Below are 18,714 nucleotides of genomic sequence, written 5' to 3'. Positions count from 1 at the left end.
ATCAGCCCATCGGGAGGGTCCACCAGAAAGTGGCCCCCTGGCCCGGTTGGGCCTCCGCCCAGATCCGGCCGCCGTGGCGCTCCAACGTGCGCGCCACGATGGCCAGTCCCACGCCGGTGCCGCCCGGTGCGTTGGAACCGGCGTGCAGGCGCTGGAACAGCCCGAACAGCTTCTGGGCGCGCGCCATGTCGAAGCCCATGCCGTTGTCCCTGAGATAGAACGCCCGGCGCACCGCATCGAAGCCCAGTTCGATCAGCGGTGACTCCAGATGGCGCGAGTACTTCAGCGCGTTGTCCATCAGGTTGGACAGCAGCTGGCGCAGCAGCTTGGCATCGCCCATCACCCGCGGCAGGGGATGCAACTGGACTCTGGCATGGGGCACGCCCGGTGCGAGCGCCTCGGCCACCGAACGGGCCAGCGCATTCATATCGACCGACACCGGCTCGATCTCCACCCGCACGACACGCAGCAGCTCCAGCATGTCCGTGATCATCTGGCCCATGTTGCGCGAGGCGCTGACGATGCGCTCGAACATCAGCCGCCCTTCCGGGCTCAGGCGCTCGCCGTCGGATTCGCCGACGAGCGATGCAAACCCGTTGACCGAGCGCAGCGGCGCCCGCAGGTCGTGGGCGATGGAGTACGAGATGACTTCCATGTCGCGCATCGAGCGTTCCAGCTCGGCGGTGCGCTCGGCCACGCGCCGCTCCAGGCTGGCGTTGAGCGCGCGCACCTCCTCCTGCGCCGTGACCCGTTCGTGGATGTCCAGCAGCGTGCCCGACATGTACAGAGGCCGACCGTCCTGGTCGCGCCGGTGCACCCGGCCCCGGTCGTTGAACCAGAGCCATGCCCCCCTTTTGTGGCGCATGCGCAGGTCGCAGTCGTAGACCGGTGTCCCGCCGCGCAGATGGGCCTGCAGCAGCGACTGCGCCCGGACCAGGTCGTCGGGGTGCACGAGCGACTGCCAGGTTTCGCGCGTGGGCGGTTGCAGCTCGTCCAGGCGGTAGCCCAGCAGGCCCGCCCAGCGGTCGCTGTAGAGCGTCAGCCCGGTGGCAATGTCGAGTTCCCAGATGCCGGGACCGGTGGCTTCCAGCACCCACTCCAGGCGCTGGCGCTCGTCTCTCAGCGCCTCTTCGACCTCGATGTAGGAGGTGACATCCGAGTAGGTGCGCACCAGGCCGCCGTCGGGTAGCAGCCGGTTGTGTATTTCCAGCGCACGGCCGTCAGATGTGCGGCGCATGTAGCGGTCGGGCACAGGTCCGACATCGGCCTCGACATAGCGGCGCGCCCCCGGCTCAACCAGGCCGTAGCCCGCACCAAAATCTCCGCGCGCCGTCTGGAAAGCGACGACCTCGTCCTGGGTGGGCTGCCGGGACATCAGCTCGTCGGGCAGGTCGAGCATCTCCAGCAGGCGCCGGTTGTAGACGGTCACCCGCCCCTGGGCATCCATCTTGGACAGGCCCTGGCTCATGGTGTCGAGCGTGACCTGCAGGGCCGAGGTCTTGTCGGCCAGCAAGGCGCTCGTGGCCTGCAGCTGCTGGCGGGAGCGCTGGCGCTCCTCGTGCCCGCGCCGGGCCAGCACCAGCTGGCGCACCGTGCCCAGCAGCGGCTGCAGAAACTCGACGTCGGCCTCGAAGTATCCCCCGGGCGCATTGGCCAGACCCACCATCGCGATCAGCTGGTCGCCCAGCGCCACAGGGATGCCCAGGAAGGCCGTCATCGGTGGATGACCATGCGGCAATCCCCCTCGGCGCGCATCGGTATCCGGGTGGTTGCTGAGCACCGTTTCCCCGGTCAGCAGCGCGTGCCCGAACAGGGTATTGAGGTTGTGGAACTCCATGCCCGAATCCATCTGCTCGGCGAACATGCGCCGGGACGTCTCGTCCCAGGATATGTCGGTGATGGCGTGGGTCTTGAGGTACGGTTGGCGTTGCGGGTCGTACAGCACCTCGCCGACGAAGCCATAGGCACTGTCCGTCACCGAAAGAAAGGCCTTGAGCAGCCCTTCAAACGCCTGCCGCTTGTCGTCGGCTTCGATGTAGGCGGCCTGCGCCAGCCGCACCGCGTCCAGCATCCGGTGCTGCCGGTCGAGCGCAAGCGCGGCCTGGCGTGCCTCGGTCACATCGTGGACGTAACCGTGCCACAGCACCGAGCCATCCGGCTGCGCCTGCGGCAAACCCTCCGCGCTGCACCAGCGCGTGCCCTTGGCCGGGTGGTTGACCCGGAAAGTCATGCGCCAGAGCGTCAGCCGGGTCGTGGACTCCCATATGGAATGCGCCAGGGCCTGCTGGTCGTCCACGTGCACCCGGCTGAACAGGACGCGCCCGTCCTGGTACAACTGCTCGGGCGTCAAGTCGAGCAAGTCGCACACCATGTCGCTGACGAACTCGAAGCTGCCCCAGCCCTTGACGGGCATGCGCGACTGGAACACCACGCCGGGCACCCTGGCCGTGATGTGCTGCAGCAACTGCAGCTGCTGCACATGGGCGTCGATGGCCTCACGCTGGCCTGTGATGTCCTGCACCACGCCAAAGTCGGTCTGCGGGATGCCCTTGACAGCGGTCTGGCTGATGCGGGTGCGCATCCAGCGCACAGAGCCGTCCGGCCGGGTCCAGCGGAAGTCCAGCTCGCGCCCGTCACGCGCCTCGCGCGCAGCCAGCCAAGCCGGCATATCGTCGGGATGGATGCCGCCGCGCCCTACCGTTCGCTCCAGCGAAGGTACCGGCACAAGACCAGTGATCTCGAACAGGCCGGGCGAAAAGCTCACGGTCTCTTCGTGCGGCGAGTTCGTCCAGTGCCCGACCATCGCCAGCTTCTCGATGGCCGCGTGCAGCTCCACCTGGTGCTGCAGGTCGAGGTTAGCGGCCCTCAGTTCCTTCTGGGTCCGGTCGCGCTCCTGTTCAGACGCCACCTCCTGGCTGATGTCCAGCAGGTACACCAGCAGCAGCTCGCCCTCGCCGAGCACCGAGGTGTGCAGGCGCAGGTGGCGCTCGCGGCCGTCGATCATCACCGTGCAACGGGGCTTGTCCTGCTCCTTGAGCGAGTCGAGATAACCCTCGCGCTGGGTGGCGTCGGTCCACAGCCCCAGCTCGACGGTGGTGCGTCCGATGGCCTGTTCACGTGCGATTCCCGACAGCACTTCCCACGCCTGGTTGACCGCCACCAGGCGACCATCCGCCCGCCGGGACAGCGAGGCGGCGAACGGAGCATCTTCGAACATCTGCTCAAAGGGCAGGGGCATGACCGCTGCGGGCAAAACGGTTCCGGAAAGGGACGCGCTGGTGGACGGCGGCATGTTCAGAAAGACAGGGGTTTGCGAACGAACAGTGGGCCATTGTGGGTCACAGGGTCGCACCGGGGGAAGACCCCGAACTGCTAAAGTAGATCGCTTTTGTGCACTGTTTCCCGGACTTGCCTTGACCGCCCCGCTGGACCGCCACACCCCCATGATGCAGCAGTACCTGGCCCTCAAGGCCGGGCACCCGGACACGCTGCTGTTCTACCGCATGGGCGACTTCTACGAGATGTTCTACGCCGATGCGGAAAAGGCCGCGCGGCTGCTGGACATCACGCTCACACAGCGCGGCCAGTCGGCCGGCGAGCCGGTCATCATGGCCGGTGTGCCCTTCCACTCGGTCGAGAGCTACCTGGCGCGCCTGATCAAGCTGGGTGAATCGGTCGCGATCTGCGAGCAGGTGGGCGATGTGGCCACCGCCAAGGGACCGGTGGAGCGCAAGGTGGTGCGCGTGGTCACCCCCGGCACCCTGACCGACACCGAGCTGCTGTCCGACAAGACCGAGGCGCTGGTGATGGCGGTGCACCCCGGCGCCCGCACCGGCCTGGGCCTGGCCTGGCTGTCGGTGACGCAGGGCATCGTGTTCCTGGCGCAGTGCGCCAGCGACGAGCTGGCCGACTGGATCGCCCGCGTCGGCCCCGGCGAGGTGCTCTACAGCGCCGAGGTCACACCCACATTCGAGAAATCGCTGCAGCAGATCAGCTCCCAGCCCCTGCCCAGCGGCGCGCGCTGCGTGGCCGTGGTGCGGCCGGCCTGGGCCTTTGACGCTGGGCTAGGCGAGCGCAAGCTGCTCGAACAGCTGCAGGCCGCCAGCCTCGGCGCCTGGGACGCGCAGGAGCTGAAGGACGCGCACGCCGCCGCCGCCGCGCTGCTGGCCTACGCCGAACACACCCAGGGCCGCGCGCTCACCCACATCAAGAGCCTGCAGGTGGCGCGCAGCGGCGAGCTGATCGACCTGCCGGTCAACACCCGCCGCAACCTCGAACTCACCCACACCCTGCGCGGCGAGACCAGCCCGACGCTGTTCTCTCTGCTGGACACCTGCCACACCGGAATGGGCAGCCGCGCGCTGCGCAGCTGGCTGCTGGAGCCGCGCCGCGAGCGCACCCAGGCGCGCGAGCGGCTGGCCGCCATCGGCCTGCTGCGCGGCGGGCTGTGGCAGACGCTGCGCGCCGAACTCAAGGGATCGAGCGACGTCGAGCGCATCACCGCCCGCACTGCGCTGCGCCAGGTGCGCCCACGCGAGCTGGTAGGCCTGACGGCCACGCTGGCCCGCTCGCAGCAACTCGCGCGCGTGCTGGCCGCTGGCATCGGCGCCTCGCCGCCCGCCCTGCTGCAGCGCATTGCCGCCGACCTGACGCCACCCGCGGGTTGCGCCGAACTGCTGGCCCAGGCCATTGCGCCCGAGCCGGCTGCGCTGGTGCGCGACGGTGGCGTGATCGCCGACGGCTTCGACGCCGAACTGGACGAGCTGCGCGCCATCCAGACCAACTGCGACGGCTTCCTGATCGACCTGGAAACCCGCGAGCGAGCGCGCACCGGCATCGCGAACCTGCGCGTGCAGTTCAACAAGGTGCATGGCTTCTACATCGAGGTCACGCAAGGGCAGCTCGACAAGGTGCCCGACGACTACCGACGCCGACAGACCCTCAAGAACGCCGAACGCTTCATCACGCCCGAACTCAAGGCGTTTGAAGACAAGGCCCTGAGTGCGCAGGACCGGGCGCTGGCACGCGAGAAGTACCTCTACGAGCTGCTGCTCGACGAGATGCAGGCCTGGATCGACCCGCTCACGAAGCTGGCCCGCGCCATGGCCGCGCTGGATGCACTGTGTGCGCTGGCCGAGCGCTCGTTGACCCTGAACTGGAACGAGCCGACCTTTGCGCCCGAGCCCTGCATCGAGATCCGCGGCGGCCGTCACCCGGTCGTGGAAGCGCGCCTGAACGAAACCACCGGCGGCAGCTTCATCGCCAACGACACGGTGCTGGGCGGCAAGCAGCGCATGCAGGTGATTACCGGACCCAACATGGGCGGCAAGAGCACCTACATGCGCCAGGTGGCGGTGATCGTGCTGCTGGCCAGCATGGGCAGCTATGTGCCCGCGGCCAACTGCCGCCTGGGGCCGATCGACGCCATCCACACCCGCATCGGAGCCGCCGACGACCTGGCCAACGCACAGTCGACCTTCATGGTCGAGATGACCGAGGCTGCGCAGATCCTGCACGCCGCGACCCCTGAGAGCCTGGTGCTGATGGACGAGATCGGCCGCGGCACCTCCACTTTCGACGGTCTGGCGCTGGCCGGCGGCATCGCCGCCCACCTGCACGACAAGGCGCGCTGCTTCACCCTGTTCGCCACCCACTACTTCGAGTTGACCGAGTTCCCCGCCACCCACCACGGCGCGGTCAACGTACACGTCAGCGCGGTCGAGGGCGGAGGCAAGGCCGGCATCGTCTTCCTGCACCAGATCGAACCCGGCCCGGCCAGCCGCAGCTACGGCATCCAGGTTGCGCGCCTGGCCGGTGTGCCTGGCGCGGTGGTGCAGCATGCAAAACACGCGCTGGCCGCACTCGAAGCCCACAGCGAAAGCAGCCGCGTGCAGGTGGACCTGTTCGCCCCGCCGCCGGCCCCGCCCGAACCCGAAACCCCGCCGGTGCTGGCCGCACTGGCCGCCATCGACCCCGATGCCCTGAGTCCGCGCGAAGCGCTGGACCAGCTCTACGCCCTCAAGAAACTCGCCACGAAACCATGACTTACTGCGTCGCCGTCAAACTCAAGGCCGGCCTGGTCTTCCTGTCCGACTCCCGCACCAACGCGGGCCTGGACCAGATCAGCACCTTCCGCAAGATGATCGTCTACGAGAAGCCGGGCGATCGCTTCATGTGCCTGCTCTCGGCCGGCAACCTCTCCATCTCACAATCGGTGCGCGAGATCCTGCAGGTCGAACAGCTGGCCGACCACGACGGTGGCGACCCGATCACGATCTGGAACGCCAAGAGCATGTTCGACGCTGCGCGTGTGCTCGGCTCGGCCGTGCGCCACGTGTTCGAGCGCGACGGCGAGGCGCTCAAGCGCGCCGGCGTCGAGTTCAACGTCTCCATGATCTTTGGCGGCCAGATCGGCAACGAGGGCATGCGCCTGTTCCAGGTCTATTCGGCCGGCAACTTCATCGAGGCCACGCCCGAGACGCCCTTCTTCCAGATCGGCGAATCCAAGTACGGCAAACCCGTGCTGGACCGCGTGATCACACCCGACACGCCGCTGGACGAGGCGGCCAAGTGCGCGCTGGTGTCGATGGACAGCACGCTCAAGTCCAACCTGTCGGTGGGACTGCCACTCGATCTCGTGGTCTACGAGGCCGACACCCTCAAGACCGACAAGATCACCTGCATCGATGAGAACAACCCCTACTTCCGCATGGTGCGCAACACCTGGGGCCAGAAGCTGCGCGAGGTGTTCGACGCCATTGAGCACCCGACCTGGGACAGCGCACCGACCAATGTTCCGCTGATGGGTTGCAGCACACGCAGCCAGCCGCTCAAGAAGATCACGAATTCCAAGGAAAAGCTGATCTGACGGGCCGCCCATCTGCAGCGCGGCGCCCGAAGGCGCGCGCTACCCGTGAAGCCTACTCACGGTATGTCGTATTCGCCCACGGTTCCATCAGGGCGAAACACTTTCAGGCCCGTCTTCTTGCCGTTGACATAGGTGGATTCGACCCGCTGGTTCTTGTGCAGCTCCCATTGCGAGTGAATGCCGTCGAGTTCTCCATCCACATAGGTTCCCTGGACCCACTTCTTTCCATTCTCGTAGTACCTGGTGAACGGACCATCCCGTCGTCCTTTGCGATAGGTCTCCACCGACTTGATGCCACCGCTCATGTACCAAGTCTTCACTTCGCCGTCCAGCACCTGGCTCACGTAGCCGGACAGCTCTGCCCGTTTGCCATTGGGATACCAGCGACTCTCACGGGTGAGCAGACCGTCTTTGTAATGTGCCTCGTAGGACAGCGTTCCACTCTCATGCCAGAGTCGATAGGCACCTTCATACGCATTGAAATAGCGGGTGGACTCGCTGGCCCGTTTGCCATTCGGATGGAAGGTGACGTAGCGACCCATGAGGGCGCCATCCACATACTCTGCGCGCAACTCCGGCTGGCCGCTTTCATACCAACGCGAGAGTCGACCGTCGAGCTTCCCGTCGCGGTAGTACGACTCCTGCATCCTGGCGCCGTTGCGGTGATAGTCCAGGATGCGACCATCCAGTGCCCCCAGGCGATACATGCCGCTGAACGCGAGCGCCCCACTGTCATGCCAACTCTTGAACAGCCCGTGCGGCACGCCCCTTGAATACTGTTGCTCGGCCAGCTTGCGTCCGTTGGCCCCCCACATCTCGACAAAACCGTCTGCCTTGAGGTCCGCCATGGAGCTTCTGGACAGCAGAGCGCCCGACGCCTCGACCGCAATGCGATTGGTCTTGCGCTGGCCGTCGGCAAAAAACGCCTGGATCACAAAACGGCTGTTTTTGTCTCGGTCGTGCAGCACCCGGTAATACCGCACGTCGCCGAGGTTCGACGCATCCAACGGTTCCTGAATCAGCTGCCCGTTTTGATCGAAGTATCCAACCACGCAATGCTCAGGGGCCTGCACGATCTGACGAGAATAGAGACAGGGAAATCCCTCAAGGGACCGGTTGGCGGTGTCGGGCGCTTCCGCCTGAACCACATGAGACACCAGCGCCAACGCGCCAGCGAACAGTTTCGCGTATCGGACCAACTTAACCTCCTTGATGTTGTGATGTGTTGCCACCGTCTCGAAGCGATGCGCACCGCTCCTACGGACCAAAGCGGTGCGCAAGCTTATCAGAAAATAGTTCTTTAGTATTCATGAATCTGATCATCTTCTCCCACGCCAACAGCTTCCCGGCCAGCACCTACGCGGTGCTGTTCAAGTCGCTGAGGGCGCGCGGGCACGCGGTGCGCGCGGTGGAGAAGTTCGGTCACGACCCGAAGTACCCGGTCACCAGCAACTGGCCGCACCTGGTGCAGCAGCTCGCCGACTTCGCCGGCCCTGAAATCGAGAAGCACGGCAAGCCCGCCTGGCTGGTCGGGCACTCGCTGGGTGGCTTCCTGAGCATCATGTGCGCCGCGCGCCACCCGCAGCTCGGCGGCCATGGTGTGCAGGGTGTGCTGCTGATCGACTCGCCGGTGCTCGGCGGCTGGCGGGCGCGGGCGCTGGAGCTGGCCAAGCGCACCCAGCTGGTGGGTTCGATCTCGCCCGGCAAGATCAGCCGCATCCGCCGCCACAGCTGGCCCGATGCAGCGGCCGCCTTCGACCACTTTGCCCGTAAGAAGGCCTTCGCCGCCTGGGACCCTCAGGTGTTGCGCGACTACATTGAGCATGGCACGCTGGACGCGACCACGGCCCAGGGGCCACGCCGCGTGCTGGCCTTCGACCGCGACATCGAAACCGCGATCTACAACACCCTGCCGCACAACCTCGACCGCCTGCTGCGCCGCCACCCGCTGCAGTGCCCCGTGGGCTTCCTGGGTGGCCACGAATCGCAGGAGATGAAGCAGGTCGGCATGGCCATGACGCGCAAGCTCGTGGGGCCTCATCCCGAGCGCCTGCGCATGCTGCCGGGCAGCCACCTGTTCCCTATGGAGCGCCCGCACGAGACCGCAGCGGCCATCGATGCCTGCCTGCAAGCGCTGAAAAATCCGGCCAATTCCGGCGCTTGAACGCGGGCGCCGGAGGTAGGATGCTGCCAGCACCATGAGCGCTGTGTCCACCCCACACACGGCCAACGCCGGCCGTGCCAACCCCGACTGGGCCGACCACCCGGCCTGGCTGCGCTATGGAATCGCCATCGTGCTGACGCTGCTGGCGGTCTGGGCGCGCATGGCGCTGGCGCCGGCCGACTCCGGCGGGCGCTTCATCACCCCGGCACTCGCGGTGGCGCTCTCGGCCCTGTACGGCGGCCTCGGCCCAGGATTGCTCAGCGTCGCACTGGGCATGGTGCTGGTCAACTTCTTCATGGTGCCGCCCTACGGGTCCTTCGCCATCCAGAACATGGAGGAAGCCTTCTGGCTCAACACCTGGCACCTGCTCACCCAGCTGGTGGTGGTCGGAGCGATTTCCCTGATGCAATCGCGCAACCGGCAGCTGCGCGCAGCGGACCGGCAGATCCGGCTGGCGCAGCAGCACTTCCTGGACACCTTCGAACACGCGGCCTCAGGTATCACCCACGTCGACACCACAGGCCGGCTGCTTCGAGCCAACCAGACCTTCTGCCGCATGGTCGGCTACAGCAAGGATGAGCTGGTACATCTGAGCTTTCAGGACATCACCGTCCCCGAGGACATCGGCCCGGACCTGCGCATGCTCGACGAACTGCTGGCCGGCGCGCGTTCCAGCTACACGCTGGAAAAGCGCTACCGCCACAAAGATGGCCACATCGTGTGGGTCCAGCTGACGGTGGCGCTGGTGCGCAAGCCCACCGGCGAGCCCGACTACCTCATTTCGGTGGTGCAGGACCTGAGCGCACAGAAGACGGCGGAAGACGCCCTGCGCACCAGCCAGAACCTCATGAACCAGGCCCAGAAGCTGGCGAGCATCGCCGCCTGGCAGGCCGACCTGAGGACGGGTCGGATCGCCGGTCTCACGAAGAGCGAATCGTTCCTCTCGATCCCGGCCAATGACTACGCTATTGCCGACATGCTGACGCTGATCCACCCGGACGACCGCCCGCGGGTGATGGCGCTGTGGCCGCGGGCTGTCAAGGGACAGGCGGCCTACGAGATCGAGTACCGGGTCAATCTGGACGGGCGTGAGTTCTGGCATTCGGTGAAGGCGGAGTTCGAGCGCGACGCCCAGGGCCGTGCCCTCCGGGCGCTGGGCGTGACGCAGGACATCACCGAGCGCAAACGCATCGAACTGGAGGTTCAGCAGCTCAACGCCACGCTGGAGCAGCGCATCCGCGACCGCACGCGCGCGCTGCGGGACGCCTACGACGAACTGGAGAGCTACTCGTATGCGGTGGCACACGACCTGCGCTCACCGCTGCGCATCATCAACGGCTTTGCGCAGGCCCTGCGGGAAGACAACCCGACTCTGGACACCGGCAGCCAGGAACACCTGGGCCGCATCATGGGCGCGAGCAAGAAGATGGGCGAGCTGATCGACGGGCTGCTCAAGCTGTCGCAATACGCCCGCGGCGAGGTACAGCGCCAGAACGTGAACCTGAGCGCCGTCGCCACCCGCATCTTTGAGGAGCTGTCGGTGGCCGAGCCGCAGCGCGCGGTCGAATGGGAGATCGAACCCGACCTGCTCGTGCAGGCCGATCCGGCGCTGATCGAGGCGCTGATGCAGAACCTGCTGAACAACGCCTGGAAGTACACCGCCGCAGTGCCACAGGCCCGCATCCGCGTGTTCTCCCGCGTGGTCGACGGCGTGCGAGAGTACTGCGTGGCCGACAACGGTGCGGGCTTCGACATGGCGCGCGCCAGCAAGCTGTTCCAGCCCTTCCAGCGCCTGCACCAGCCGCACGAGTTCGCCGGCCTGGGCATTGGCCTGGCCACAGCGCGCCGCATCGTGCAGCGCCACTGCGGCGTGCTGCGCGCCGACAGCCGGCCCGGCCAGGGCGCGACCTTTTCGTTCACCCTGCCCCAGGGCTGATCAGGCCGACCAGTCGACCCAGCCGAAGTGCGCGGTCAGCAGGATCAGTACACCGAAAGCGATGCGGTACCAGGCGAACGGCACAAAGCTGTGGCTGGCCACGTAGCGCAGCAGCCAGCGGATGCAGACCCAGGCGCTGAGGAAGGCGAACAGCAGACCGACCGCAAACATGGGGATGTCGGCCATCGACAGCAGCGCACGCTCTTTGTAGAGGCTGTAGGCGCCGGCACCGATCAGGATCGGGATACCCAGGAAGAAGCTGAAGTCGGTCGCCACCTGGCGCGACAGGCCGAACAGCATGCCACCGATGATGGTGGAGCCCGAGCGGCTGGTGCCCGGAATCAGACCAAAGCACTGGGCCAGCCCCACCTTGAGCGCGTCCAGCGGCGTCAGCTCGTCCAGCGACTGCACCCGCGCCGACGAGGGCGGGCGCCGCTCGGCCCAGAGGATCACGAAGGCCCCCAGGATGAACGCCACCGCCACCACCGTGGGCGTGAACAGGTGGGCCTTGATCGCCTTGCCCAGCAGCAGGCCCAGCACCACCGCGGGCACGCAGCCGATCACCACGTTGAGCGCGAAGCGCTGCGCCACCCGCTCGGACGGAAGGCCGACGATGGTGGCGCGGATGCGCTGCCAGAACACGATGATCACCGCGAAGATGGCACCGGTCTGGATCGCGATCTCGAACACCTTGGCGCGCTCGTCGTGGAAGTCCAGCAGGGTGCCGGCCAGGATCAGGTGGCCGGTCGATGAAATCGGAAGGAACTCGGTCAGCCCTTCCACCACGCCCATGATGGCGGCCTTGATCAGCAGCAGGAGGTCCATGGTGTGGCCCTCAGCGCGGCAAAGGGTCAAGGGTGAGCTGCAGCCCGCCGGGCACGACGCGCAGCGCGCCGGGCCGGTAGCCGCGACCGGCCAGCGACTCCAGATCTTCCTTCTTGAAGCGGTGCACCACCGCCTCGTTGAGCAGGTCCTCGGCGAGCAGGCCCCCCACCTTCTTCACCTGCGCCGCCTGGGCGGCGTTGAGCCCGTCCACGTCCAGCCGCTCCACCCGCGCCTGGGTCAGCCGCAGCGTGGTGTCCGAGGGTTCGAAACGCAGGCCATAGCTCAGCTCCAGCTGGCCCTTGATGTCCGACTGCCCGGGCAGGGGCAGCGCGATCAGGTAGTTCACCAGAGTGCCGACGCGGTTCTCTTCGGGCAGCAGGCGCAGCCGCGGCTGGTCCAGCGTGGTTTCCAGCAGGCCCAGGTAGCGCTGCTTGACCGGAAAGCGCGTGGCGATGCGTTCGAGCAGCTGCGCCTCGCTGATGTTCACCTGGCGCGGGCCGGTGGGCAGGGCGTTGCAGCCGGCCAGGGCCAGCAGCGTGAGCGAAGCGGCGGCCAGGCGGCGCCGGTGAAGCACGGGAAGCGTCATGAAATCGGGGTCCTCGAAGGCCGCCACACCGGGCGGAGGGCGTTCGAGCGATTGTAGGAAGCCTGCATTTCACTCCGCCCTGGCGACACTTCGCGAAGGTTTCCAGATGTTCCGTCCCGTCGCGCTGGCACGGCCCACGGATGGCCGGCACAGTGCGCCCATCCCCACCCGACGGAGAACCCCATGCTGATCCAGTTGCTGATGAACCACCCCGAAGCCGGCGTCGAAATCCTCCGACGCACCCCGACCTGGGTCTGGGGCCTGCTGACCGGCCTGTTGCTGCTGGGCGCGATCCAGCTGCGCACACGCCGCATCAGCGTGCGCCGCGCGGCCGCTCCGGCTGTCGGACTGACCGCGTTCTCACTGATCAGCCTGGGCAGCGATCTGGCCGCCGGCCCCTGGCTGGCCCCTGGCCTGCTGGTGTGGCTGGCCGCAGGCGCTCTGGTGCTGGCCTGGCGCGGCCCGCGGGCACTGCCGCCGGGCACCACCCACGACCCGGCCACCGGTCTGTTCACCCTGCCCGGCAGCGCCCTGCCCCTGCTGACCATCGCCGCCATCTTCCTGCTCAAGTACGGCATCGGCGTCGAGCTGGCCATGCAACCCGGCCTGCGCCTGGACCCGCTCTTTGCCCTCTCGATGGCCGCCGGCTACGGCGCCCTCACCGGCCTGTTCTCGGCACGGCCCGTGGCGCTCTGGCTCATGGCCACACAACAGGACCGCGCGGTGAACGCCTGAGCCACCCTTCCTTCAGCCCCCTTCCATCCACAGGAGCCATTCATGAACACCACACCGAACACCGCGTTGACCAACGCCACCGACATCGACCGCCTGGCCCGCCGCCGCGTCGGCGCCCGCCTCGGCTGGCTCACCCACGCCACGGTCTACCTGCTGGTCATGGGCGGACTGACCGCAATGACCCTCTGGCAGGGCCGCCACCCGCCCATGGCGGCCGCGCTCGGCTGGGGCCTGGGCCTGACGATCCACGGCCTGCGGGTACTCGTTGCCGGCAAAGGTTCGGCCCTGCGCGAGCGCATGGTCGAGGCCGAGCGCCAGCGCCTGGCCGCGGGCCGCCTCGGTTGAGACGGCCATGAGTCCTTCGCACATGCTGCGCACGCTGGCCATCGGCGCCACCTGGATGACCTCCCTGGCGGCCCAGGCCCAGGTCGGTCTGCTGCACTGGCACGCCCAGGCCCGACCCGTGACCCTGGTCTACCCGACCGAGGCTGCGTCCCGCCCCACCGCTTTCGGGCCGTTCACGCTCGACGTGGCGATGAACGCGACGCCATCGCCCGGCCGCCGACGGCTGATCGTGATGTCGCACGGCACCGCCGGCAGCCCGGTGCCCGACCATGCCCTGGCCGCCACCCTGGCGAGGGCCGGCTTCGTCGTGGCGCAGCTGGTGCACGATGGCGACAACCACCAGGACCAGCGCCTCGCCGGTCCCGAGTCGTTCCAGCGGCGCCCGCAGGAAGCCGTTGGCGTGATCGAAGCGCTGGCGGCCGACCCCGCCTGGTCGGCGCGGCTGGACCTGTCCAAAGTCGGCGTGCACGGCATGTCGGCTGGCGGCGTCACGGCCCTGTCGCTGGCCGGTGCGCAGTGGCGCACGCTGAACCTGGTGCGCCACTGCAACGCGCACCTGCGGGACGACGAGGCTTTCTGCTTCAACGGCGCGCTGACGCCGGAGAAGCGCGCCGAGCGCCAGGCCCGTTTCGACCGTGCGCGGTGGTGGCCCGACTTCGTGCTGCCCGCCGAGATCAAGGTGTGGCAAGGCGGACGCACACCCGGCGCCGACCAGCCCGACCCGCGCCCGGACCCGCGCATTGCCTCGGTCACCGCAGCGGTGCCGGTCTCGGCCATCTTCAGCGCCGAGAGCCTGGCGCGCATCCGGGTGCCGGTCGGCATCGTCTCGGCGCAGCGCGACGAGGTGCTGGTGCCGCGCTTCCACTCCGAGCATGTGCTGCGGCACTGCGGCGCCTGCACCCGGCTCGCCGACCTGCCCGGCGGCCACTTCGACGTGCTCTGGCCCTGGCCCGAGAGCGTGGCGCGCGAAGTGGCGGCACAGCAGGTGCGCGGCGGTCTGCCGACGCCCGGCTTCGACCCGGCGCTGCGCATCGAGGCGCATGCCAGAATCGCCGCGTTCCACCGCCAGCACCTGCAACCATGACCCTTCGCGACACCCTGCTGCACTGGCTGCCCGCCGACAGCCGGTCCGGGGTCGCGCGGCGTGCGGTGGTGGTCTGGGGCGTGGCGCTGGGGATCGCCCTGTTCCAGTGGGCCACCCGCCCGGGGGAACACGCGCTGGACCGCTCGCTGGTCTACAGCTATGCCATCAGCACCTCCATCTGGCTGCTGGCCGACCCGCTGCGCATCCTGATGCGTCGCTGGTTCGGCACCACCGGCCCGCACTACTGGAAGCCGTCGTGGCGCACCGCGCTGCACATCCTGCTGTCGGTGGTCCTTGGTTACGCCGCCGGCACCGTCGTGGGCGACGCCTATTCGGGGCATTCCACCTGGGAACTGCTGACGCTGTCGCCGCAGCGCTTCTGGGCCTTCTGGCTCTCCACCCTGGCCATGAGCGCGGGCTTCGTGATCTATTTCTACCTGCGCGGCAAGTCCGAGGACCTGCAGCGCCAGGCCACCGAAGCACGGCTCAAGCTGCTGGAAACCCAGCTCGAACCGCACATGCTGTTCAACACCCTGGCCAACCTGCGGGTGCTGATCCAGACCGACCCGCCGCGTGCGGTCCAGATGCTGGACCGACTCAACGACTACCTGCGCGCCACGCTGCGCGGCTCGCGCGCACACACCGGCACCCACACGCTGGCCGACGAGTTCGCGCGGCTGGGCGACTACCTGGAGCTGATGGCGGTGCGCATGGGGCCGCGGCTGGCCTTCGGCTTCGAGCTGCCGGCTGAACTGCAACCGCATCCGGTGCCGCCGCTGCTGCTGCAGCCGCTGGTGGAAAACGCGATCCGCCACGGGCTGGAGCCGCGCGTCGAGGGCGGCCGCATCGATGTGGTCGCCCGCCGGGAGGGCCAGACGCTGCGAATCGACATCACCGACACTGGTGTGGGCATGGCGCCCGCCGCCCAGCGCACCGACCACGACGGCGGCTTCGGCCTGGCCCAGGTGCGCGAGCGCATGGCCAGCCTGCCAGGCGGCAGCGGTGCGGTGCAGGTGTCCAGCCAGCCCGGCCACGGCACCACGATCCGTCTCACCTTGCCCCTCCAGATCACCCCATGACACCCACCGCCCTGATCGCCGAAGACGAACCGCTGCTGGCCGCCGCGCTGCGGGCCGAATTGGCGCGCGCCTGGCCCGACCTGCGCATCGTGGCGCAGGTGTGCGACGGCGCAAGCGCGGTGCGCGAGGCGCTGGCGCTGCGGCCGCAGGTGCTGTTCCTGGACATCCGCATGCCGGGCATGACGGGGCTGGAGGCGGCGGCCGAACTTGCCGAGGAATGGGCGGAAGACCACCCCTTTCCTGCGCTGGTGTTCGTGACCGCCTACGACCAGTACGCGGTGCAGGCCTTCGAGGCGCAGGCGGTGGACTATGTGCTCAAGCCGGTGGTGCCGGAACGGCTGGCGCGCACGGTGCAGCGGCTGCAGGCGCGGCTGGGCGAGCAGGCGTCACCGGTGCCGGCGGCAGGCGGAGACGACGCGACCTTCGAGCGCCTGCGCGCCCTGCTCGCGGCACCGCCCGCGCCCGCGCTGAAGGTGATCCAGGCCGGCGTGGGCAACACGATCCGTCTGGTGCCGGTGGACGAGGTGCTGGTGTTCGAGGCGGCCGACAAGTACGTGCGGGTGCTGACGGGTGAGGCCGAGCTGCTGATCCGCACGCCGCTGAAGGACCTGCTGCCGCAGCTGGACCAGAGTGTGTTCTGGCAGGTGCACCGCGGAACCGTGGTGCGCGCCACGGCGATCCGCACCGCGCTTCGCGACGAGGCGGGCAAGCTGAGTCTGGAGGTGGCTGGCTTGAAGGAACGGGTACCTGTCAGTCGGCTGTACGCGGGGCGTTTCAGGGCGATGTGACCCCGCCGCAACACAGCGGTGTTCCCATCCAGAGCAGCCGTGGAACCGGCTCAGCCGGGCCACAGGCTGCGTCCCCCTCCCAGCGCTGAAGGCGCGCCAGAGAGGGGGGAAGCCGCGCAGCGGCGCAGGGGGGTGTATTTAGAAACTCCCAGCGAACTGGTACCGCGAAGCCGGGTGCCACATGGCAGCCACAGATGCGACTTTGCCCATGGACCGCGTCTGCCGCCGCAACACCAGACACGGCTCCCCAGCAGGCATCGCCAGCATCTCGGCCACCGAAGTCGGCGGCAACACCGCCTCGATCACGAACGAGACGCCCTGCAGCGGCGCCACCCGCATCAGATACGCGTTCGGCGTCTGAGACGTGAAGTCCTGCGTCAGGTAGTCCGGCGCCACCTCGGGGTTCACGTGACGATCCTCCACCTGGATCGGCTGGTCGTTCTCGAAGTGCACCACCACCGAGTGGAACAGCGTGTGGCCGGGCGACACGCCGAACGCACGCCCCAGCGCCTCGCCCGCCTTCACACGCTCCAGCCGGTGCAGCTCGCTGAGGTGCCGGTGCCCGCGGGCCGCGATCTCCTCGGCGATGTTGCGAATCTCCACCAGCGTGGCCTGGTACTTCTGCTGCGCCACATAGGTGCCCGAGCCCTGCACACGCTCGACGATCTGCTCCTCGCTCAGCTCGCGGATCGCCCGGTTCACCGTCATGCGCGAGACGCCGAATTCGCGCGCCAGCGCCTCCTCGCCCGGAATCGCATCGCCCTCTTTCCAGGTGCCGTCGTGGATGCGCGCCAGCACGTGGCGCTTGATGGTTTCGTAGGCGGGCAGCTTGTCGGACATGGGGTTTTCCCTTATTCGCCTGGCGATCAATGGTCTTGACAGGTCGGATTCTGGCCCATAAAGTTGTATATACATTTCAAACAGAAAGCGTCAAAAGCTGTCTGTCAGATCCTCCCAGGAGACACCGCATGAACCCCAGCGTCGCCGCCGCCAACGCCCCCAACCCCACCGCCGTCCTGCGCATGCTGGCCTACAGCAGCCTGGGGCTCGTGATGTTCTTCCTGCCGGTGGAAATCGCCGGCAAAACCACCATCCTGTTCGACCACGCCGCCACCTGGCTGGCCACGCAGCAGCGGCCGCTGGCGATTGCCTTCGTGCTGGCGCTCATGGCCTGGGGCGCGGCATCGCCCTTCATCAAAGGCAGCTGGCGCGCCAGCACCACCACCGCGGTGTTCAGTGTGCTCAAGGTGCTGGGCCTGGTGCTGGCGCTGATGTACCTCACCGGCACCGGCCCCGCCGTGCTGTTCCAGAAGGACATGCTGCCCTTCCTGTTCGACAAGCTCGCCCTCACCGTCGGCCTGATCGTGCCGCTGGGCGCCGTCGCCCTGGCCTTTCTGGTCGGCTTCGGCCTGCTGGAACTGGTGGGTGTGCTGATGCAGCCCGTCATGCGCCCCATCTGGCGCACGCCCGGCCACTCGGCCATCGATGCCGTGGCCTCGTTCGTCGGCAGCTACTCGGTGGGCCTGCTGATCACCAACCGCGTCTATCTCGAAGGCAAGTACACGGCGCGCGAGGCCGCCATCATCGCCACCGGCTTCTCCACCGTCTCGGCCGCCTTCATGATCATCGTGGCCAAGACGCTGAACCTGATGGACTCGTGGAACTTCTACTTCTGGTCCACCTTCGTCATCGCCTTCGCCGTCACGGCCATCACCGCCTGGATCCCGCCGATCTCGCGCATGGACCACACGGGCGGCGTGAGCGACGACCTGCCCGCCGGCCGCAGCCGCTGGCAGGCCGCCTGGGACGCCGGCATGCACCAGGCCCGCAGCGCACCGTCGATCTGGCGCGTGCTCGCCGAGAACCTGCGCGACGGCATCGCCATGGCCAGCGCCGTGGTGCCCACCATCCTGGCCGTGGGCCTGATCGGCCTGCTGCTGGCGCGCTACACGCCGGTGTTCGACCTGCTGGGCCTGCTGCTCGTGCCCTTCGTCTGGATCGCCGGCCTGGCCGAACCCATGCTGACCGCCAAGGCCCTGGCTTCGGGCCTGGCCGAGATGTTCCTGCCCGCCATCCAGCTCAAGGGCGCCGACCCGGTGGTGCGCTACGTCGCCGCTGTGGTCTCGGTCAGCTCGGTGCTGTTCTTCTCCGGCTCGATCCCCTGCGTGCTGGCCACGCGCATCCCGCTGTCGCTGCGCCAGATGGTCGCCATCTGGTTCGTGCGCACCGTCTTCAGCCTGCTGATGGCCGCCGCCATCGGCCACTTCGCCCTCGCCCAAGGCTGGATCGCCTGATCCCGCCACC

15 protein-coding genes are annotated in these 18,714 nt (G+C 67.9%); 10 read left to right on the top strand and 5 right to left on the bottom strand.

Translation table 11 applies throughout. The features are described 5' to 3' along the window. Window position 1: 1 nt before the first annotated feature. Entirely contained in the window at window positions 2–3,238 is a 3,237-nt protein-coding gene (locus tag ACFOPI_RS15890) for a PAS domain-containing protein (protein WP_382175746.1), read from the bottom strand. A 205-nt stretch (window positions 3,239–3,443) separates the two neighbouring features. Here ACFOPI_RS15890 and mutS point away from each other — a divergent pair, with 205 nt between their 5' ends. Both mutS and ACFOPI_RS15880 read left to right on the top strand, forming a co-directional pair. After that, entirely contained in the window at window positions 3,444–6,044 is a 2,601-nt protein-coding gene (gene mutS / locus ACFOPI_RS15885) for a DNA mismatch repair protein MutS (RefSeq protein WP_382177196.1), read from the top strand. Continuing rightward, on the top strand, window positions 6,041–6,868 hold the full coding sequence (locus ACFOPI_RS15880; protein ID WP_382175744.1) for a peptidase: 828 nt from the start codon (window positions 6,041–6,043) through the stop codon (window positions 6,866–6,868). The genes mutS and ACFOPI_RS15880 overlap by 4 nt, the downstream gene beginning before the upstream one ends. A 56-nt stretch (window positions 6,869–6,924) precedes the next feature. On the opposite strand, the gene ACFOPI_RS15875 is transcribed toward ACFOPI_RS15880, so the two are convergent. Next, window positions 6,925–8,148, bottom strand: a complete 1,224-nt coding sequence (locus ACFOPI_RS15875; protein WP_382175741.1) for a toxin-antitoxin system YwqK family antitoxin — start codon at window positions 8,146–8,148, stop codon at window positions 6,925–6,927. Between the two features lie 29 nt (window positions 8,149–8,177). Between ACFOPI_RS15875 and ACFOPI_RS15870 the strand changes: the two genes are divergently transcribed. Then, window positions 8,178–9,032 carry an alpha/beta fold hydrolase gene (locus ACFOPI_RS15870; RefSeq protein WP_382175738.1) on the top strand — a complete coding sequence of 285 codons (855 nt, stop codon included), beginning with the start codon at window positions 8,178–8,180 and terminating at the stop codon, window positions 9,030–9,032. A gap of 34 nt (window positions 9,033–9,066) precedes the next feature. After that, entirely contained in the window at window positions 9,067–10,968 is a 1,902-nt protein-coding gene (locus tag ACFOPI_RS15865) for a PAS domain S-box protein (RefSeq protein ID WP_382175737.1), read from the top strand. On the opposite strand, the gene ACFOPI_RS15860 is transcribed toward ACFOPI_RS15865, so the two are convergent. Continuing rightward, window positions 10,969–11,793, bottom strand: coding sequence for an undecaprenyl-diphosphate phosphatase (locus tag ACFOPI_RS15860; RefSeq protein ID WP_382175734.1), 825 nt, complete (start codon window positions 11,791–11,793; stop codon window positions 10,969–10,971). It lies immediately after the preceding gene. 10 nt (window positions 11,794–11,803) lie between these two features. Then, window positions 11,804–12,379, bottom strand: a complete 576-nt coding sequence (locus ACFOPI_RS15855; RefSeq protein WP_382175732.1) for a hypothetical protein — start codon at window positions 12,377–12,379, stop codon at window positions 11,804–11,806. Between the two features lie 183 nt (window positions 12,380–12,562). Between ACFOPI_RS15855 and ACFOPI_RS15850 the strand changes: the two genes are divergently transcribed. From ACFOPI_RS15850 to ACFOPI_RS15830, 5 genes are read left to right on the top strand one after another with little or no spacing between them, the layout of a single operon-like run. Then, complete coding sequence (locus ACFOPI_RS15850) at window positions 12,563–13,114, top strand: DUF6622 family protein (protein WP_382175729.1); 552 nt, start codon at window positions 12,563–12,565, stop codon at window positions 13,112–13,114. 42 nt (window positions 13,115–13,156) lie between these two features. Continuing rightward, on the top strand, window positions 13,157–13,459 hold the full coding sequence (locus tag ACFOPI_RS15845) for a 2TM domain-containing protein (RefSeq protein WP_382175727.1): 303 nt from the start codon (window positions 13,157–13,159) through the stop codon (window positions 13,457–13,459). Between the two features lie 7 nt (window positions 13,460–13,466). Then, window positions 13,467–14,543, top strand: a complete 1,077-nt coding sequence (locus ACFOPI_RS15840) for an alpha/beta hydrolase family protein (protein WP_382175725.1) — start codon at window positions 13,467–13,469, stop codon at window positions 14,541–14,543. Continuing rightward, a complete protein-coding gene (locus ACFOPI_RS15835; protein ID WP_382175722.1) occupies window positions 14,540–15,622 on the top strand; it encodes a sensor histidine kinase in 1,083 nt (360 codons plus the stop codon). The genes ACFOPI_RS15840 and ACFOPI_RS15835 overlap by 4 nt, the downstream gene beginning before the upstream one ends. After that, entirely contained in the window at window positions 15,619–16,410 is a 792-nt protein-coding gene (locus ACFOPI_RS15830) for a LytR/AlgR family response regulator transcription factor (protein ID WP_382175719.1), read from the top strand. The genes ACFOPI_RS15835 and ACFOPI_RS15830 overlap by 4 nt, the downstream gene beginning before the upstream one ends. Before the next feature lie 138 nt (window positions 16,411–16,548). On the opposite strand, the gene hutC is transcribed toward ACFOPI_RS15830, so the two are convergent. Beyond that, window positions 16,549–17,250, bottom strand: coding sequence for a histidine utilization repressor (hutC, locus tag ACFOPI_RS15825; protein ID WP_382175716.1), 702 nt, complete (start codon window positions 17,248–17,250; stop codon window positions 16,549–16,551). A 128-nt stretch (window positions 17,251–17,378) separates the two neighbouring features. Here hutC and ACFOPI_RS15820 point away from each other — a divergent pair, with 128 nt between their 5' ends. Further along, window positions 17,379–18,704: a YjiH family protein gene (locus tag ACFOPI_RS15820; RefSeq protein ID WP_382175713.1), complete on the top strand. Its 1,326-nt coding sequence runs from the start codon at window positions 17,379–17,381 to the stop codon at window positions 18,702–18,704. Window positions 18,705–18,714: the final 10 nt, after the last annotated feature.

The organism is Hydrogenophaga luteola (genome assembly GCF_042648585.1).
In the GTDB taxonomy this organism is placed as follows: Bacteria; Pseudomonadota; Gammaproteobacteria; order Burkholderiales; family Burkholderiaceae_C; genus Hydrogenophaga; species Hydrogenophaga luteola.
This window is presented reverse-complemented; position numbering and strand designations above follow the sequence as displayed.

What these genes read in the sequence shown, in the direction of transcription:
- hutC (WP_382175716.1), bottom strand. Translation starts at nt 17,250, where the DNA reads ATGTCCGACAAGCTGCCCGCCTACGAAACCATCAAGCGCCACGTGCTG.
- ACFOPI_RS15865 (WP_382175737.1), top strand. Translation starts at nt 9,067, where the DNA reads ATGAGCGCTGTGTCCACCCCACACACGGCCAACGCCGGCCGTGCCAAC.
- ACFOPI_RS15820 (WP_382175713.1), top strand. Translation starts at nt 17,379, where the DNA reads ATGAACCCCAGCGTCGCCGCCGCCAACGCCCCCAACCCCACCGCCGTC.
- ACFOPI_RS15840 (WP_382175725.1), top strand. Translation starts at nt 13,467, where the DNA reads ATGAGTCCTTCGCACATGCTGCGCACGCTGGCCATCGGCGCCACCTGG.
- mutS (WP_382177196.1), top strand. Translation starts at nt 3,444, where the DNA reads ATGATGCAGCAGTACCTGGCCCTCAAGGCCGGGCACCCGGACACGCTG.
- ACFOPI_RS15860 (WP_382175734.1), bottom strand. Translation starts at nt 11,793, where the DNA reads ATGGACCTCCTGCTGCTGATCAAGGCCGCCATCATGGGCGTGGTGGAA.
- ACFOPI_RS15855 (WP_382175732.1), bottom strand. Translation starts at nt 12,379, where the DNA reads ATGACGCTTCCCGTGCTTCACCGGCGCCGCCTGGCCGCCGCTTCGCTC.
- ACFOPI_RS15830 (WP_382175719.1), top strand. Translation starts at nt 15,619, where the DNA reads ATGACACCCACCGCCCTGATCGCCGAAGACGAACCGCTGCTGGCCGCC.
- ACFOPI_RS15880 (WP_382175744.1), top strand. Translation starts at nt 6,041, where the DNA reads ATGACTTACTGCGTCGCCGTCAAACTCAAGGCCGGCCTGGTCTTCCTG.
- ACFOPI_RS15890 (WP_382175746.1), bottom strand. Translation starts at nt 3,238, where the DNA reads ATGCCCCTGCCCTTTGAGCAGATGTTCGAAGATGCTCCGTTCGCCGCC.
- ACFOPI_RS15850 (WP_382175729.1), top strand. Translation starts at nt 12,563, where the DNA reads ATGCTGATCCAGTTGCTGATGAACCACCCCGAAGCCGGCGTCGAAATC.
- ACFOPI_RS15870 (WP_382175738.1), top strand. Translation starts at nt 8,178, where the DNA reads ATGAATCTGATCATCTTCTCCCACGCCAACAGCTTCCCGGCCAGCACC.
- ACFOPI_RS15845 (WP_382175727.1), top strand. Translation starts at nt 13,157, where the DNA reads ATGAACACCACACCGAACACCGCGTTGACCAACGCCACCGACATCGAC.
- ACFOPI_RS15835 (WP_382175722.1), top strand. Translation starts at nt 14,540, where the DNA reads ATGACCCTTCGCGACACCCTGCTGCACTGGCTGCCCGCCGACAGCCGG.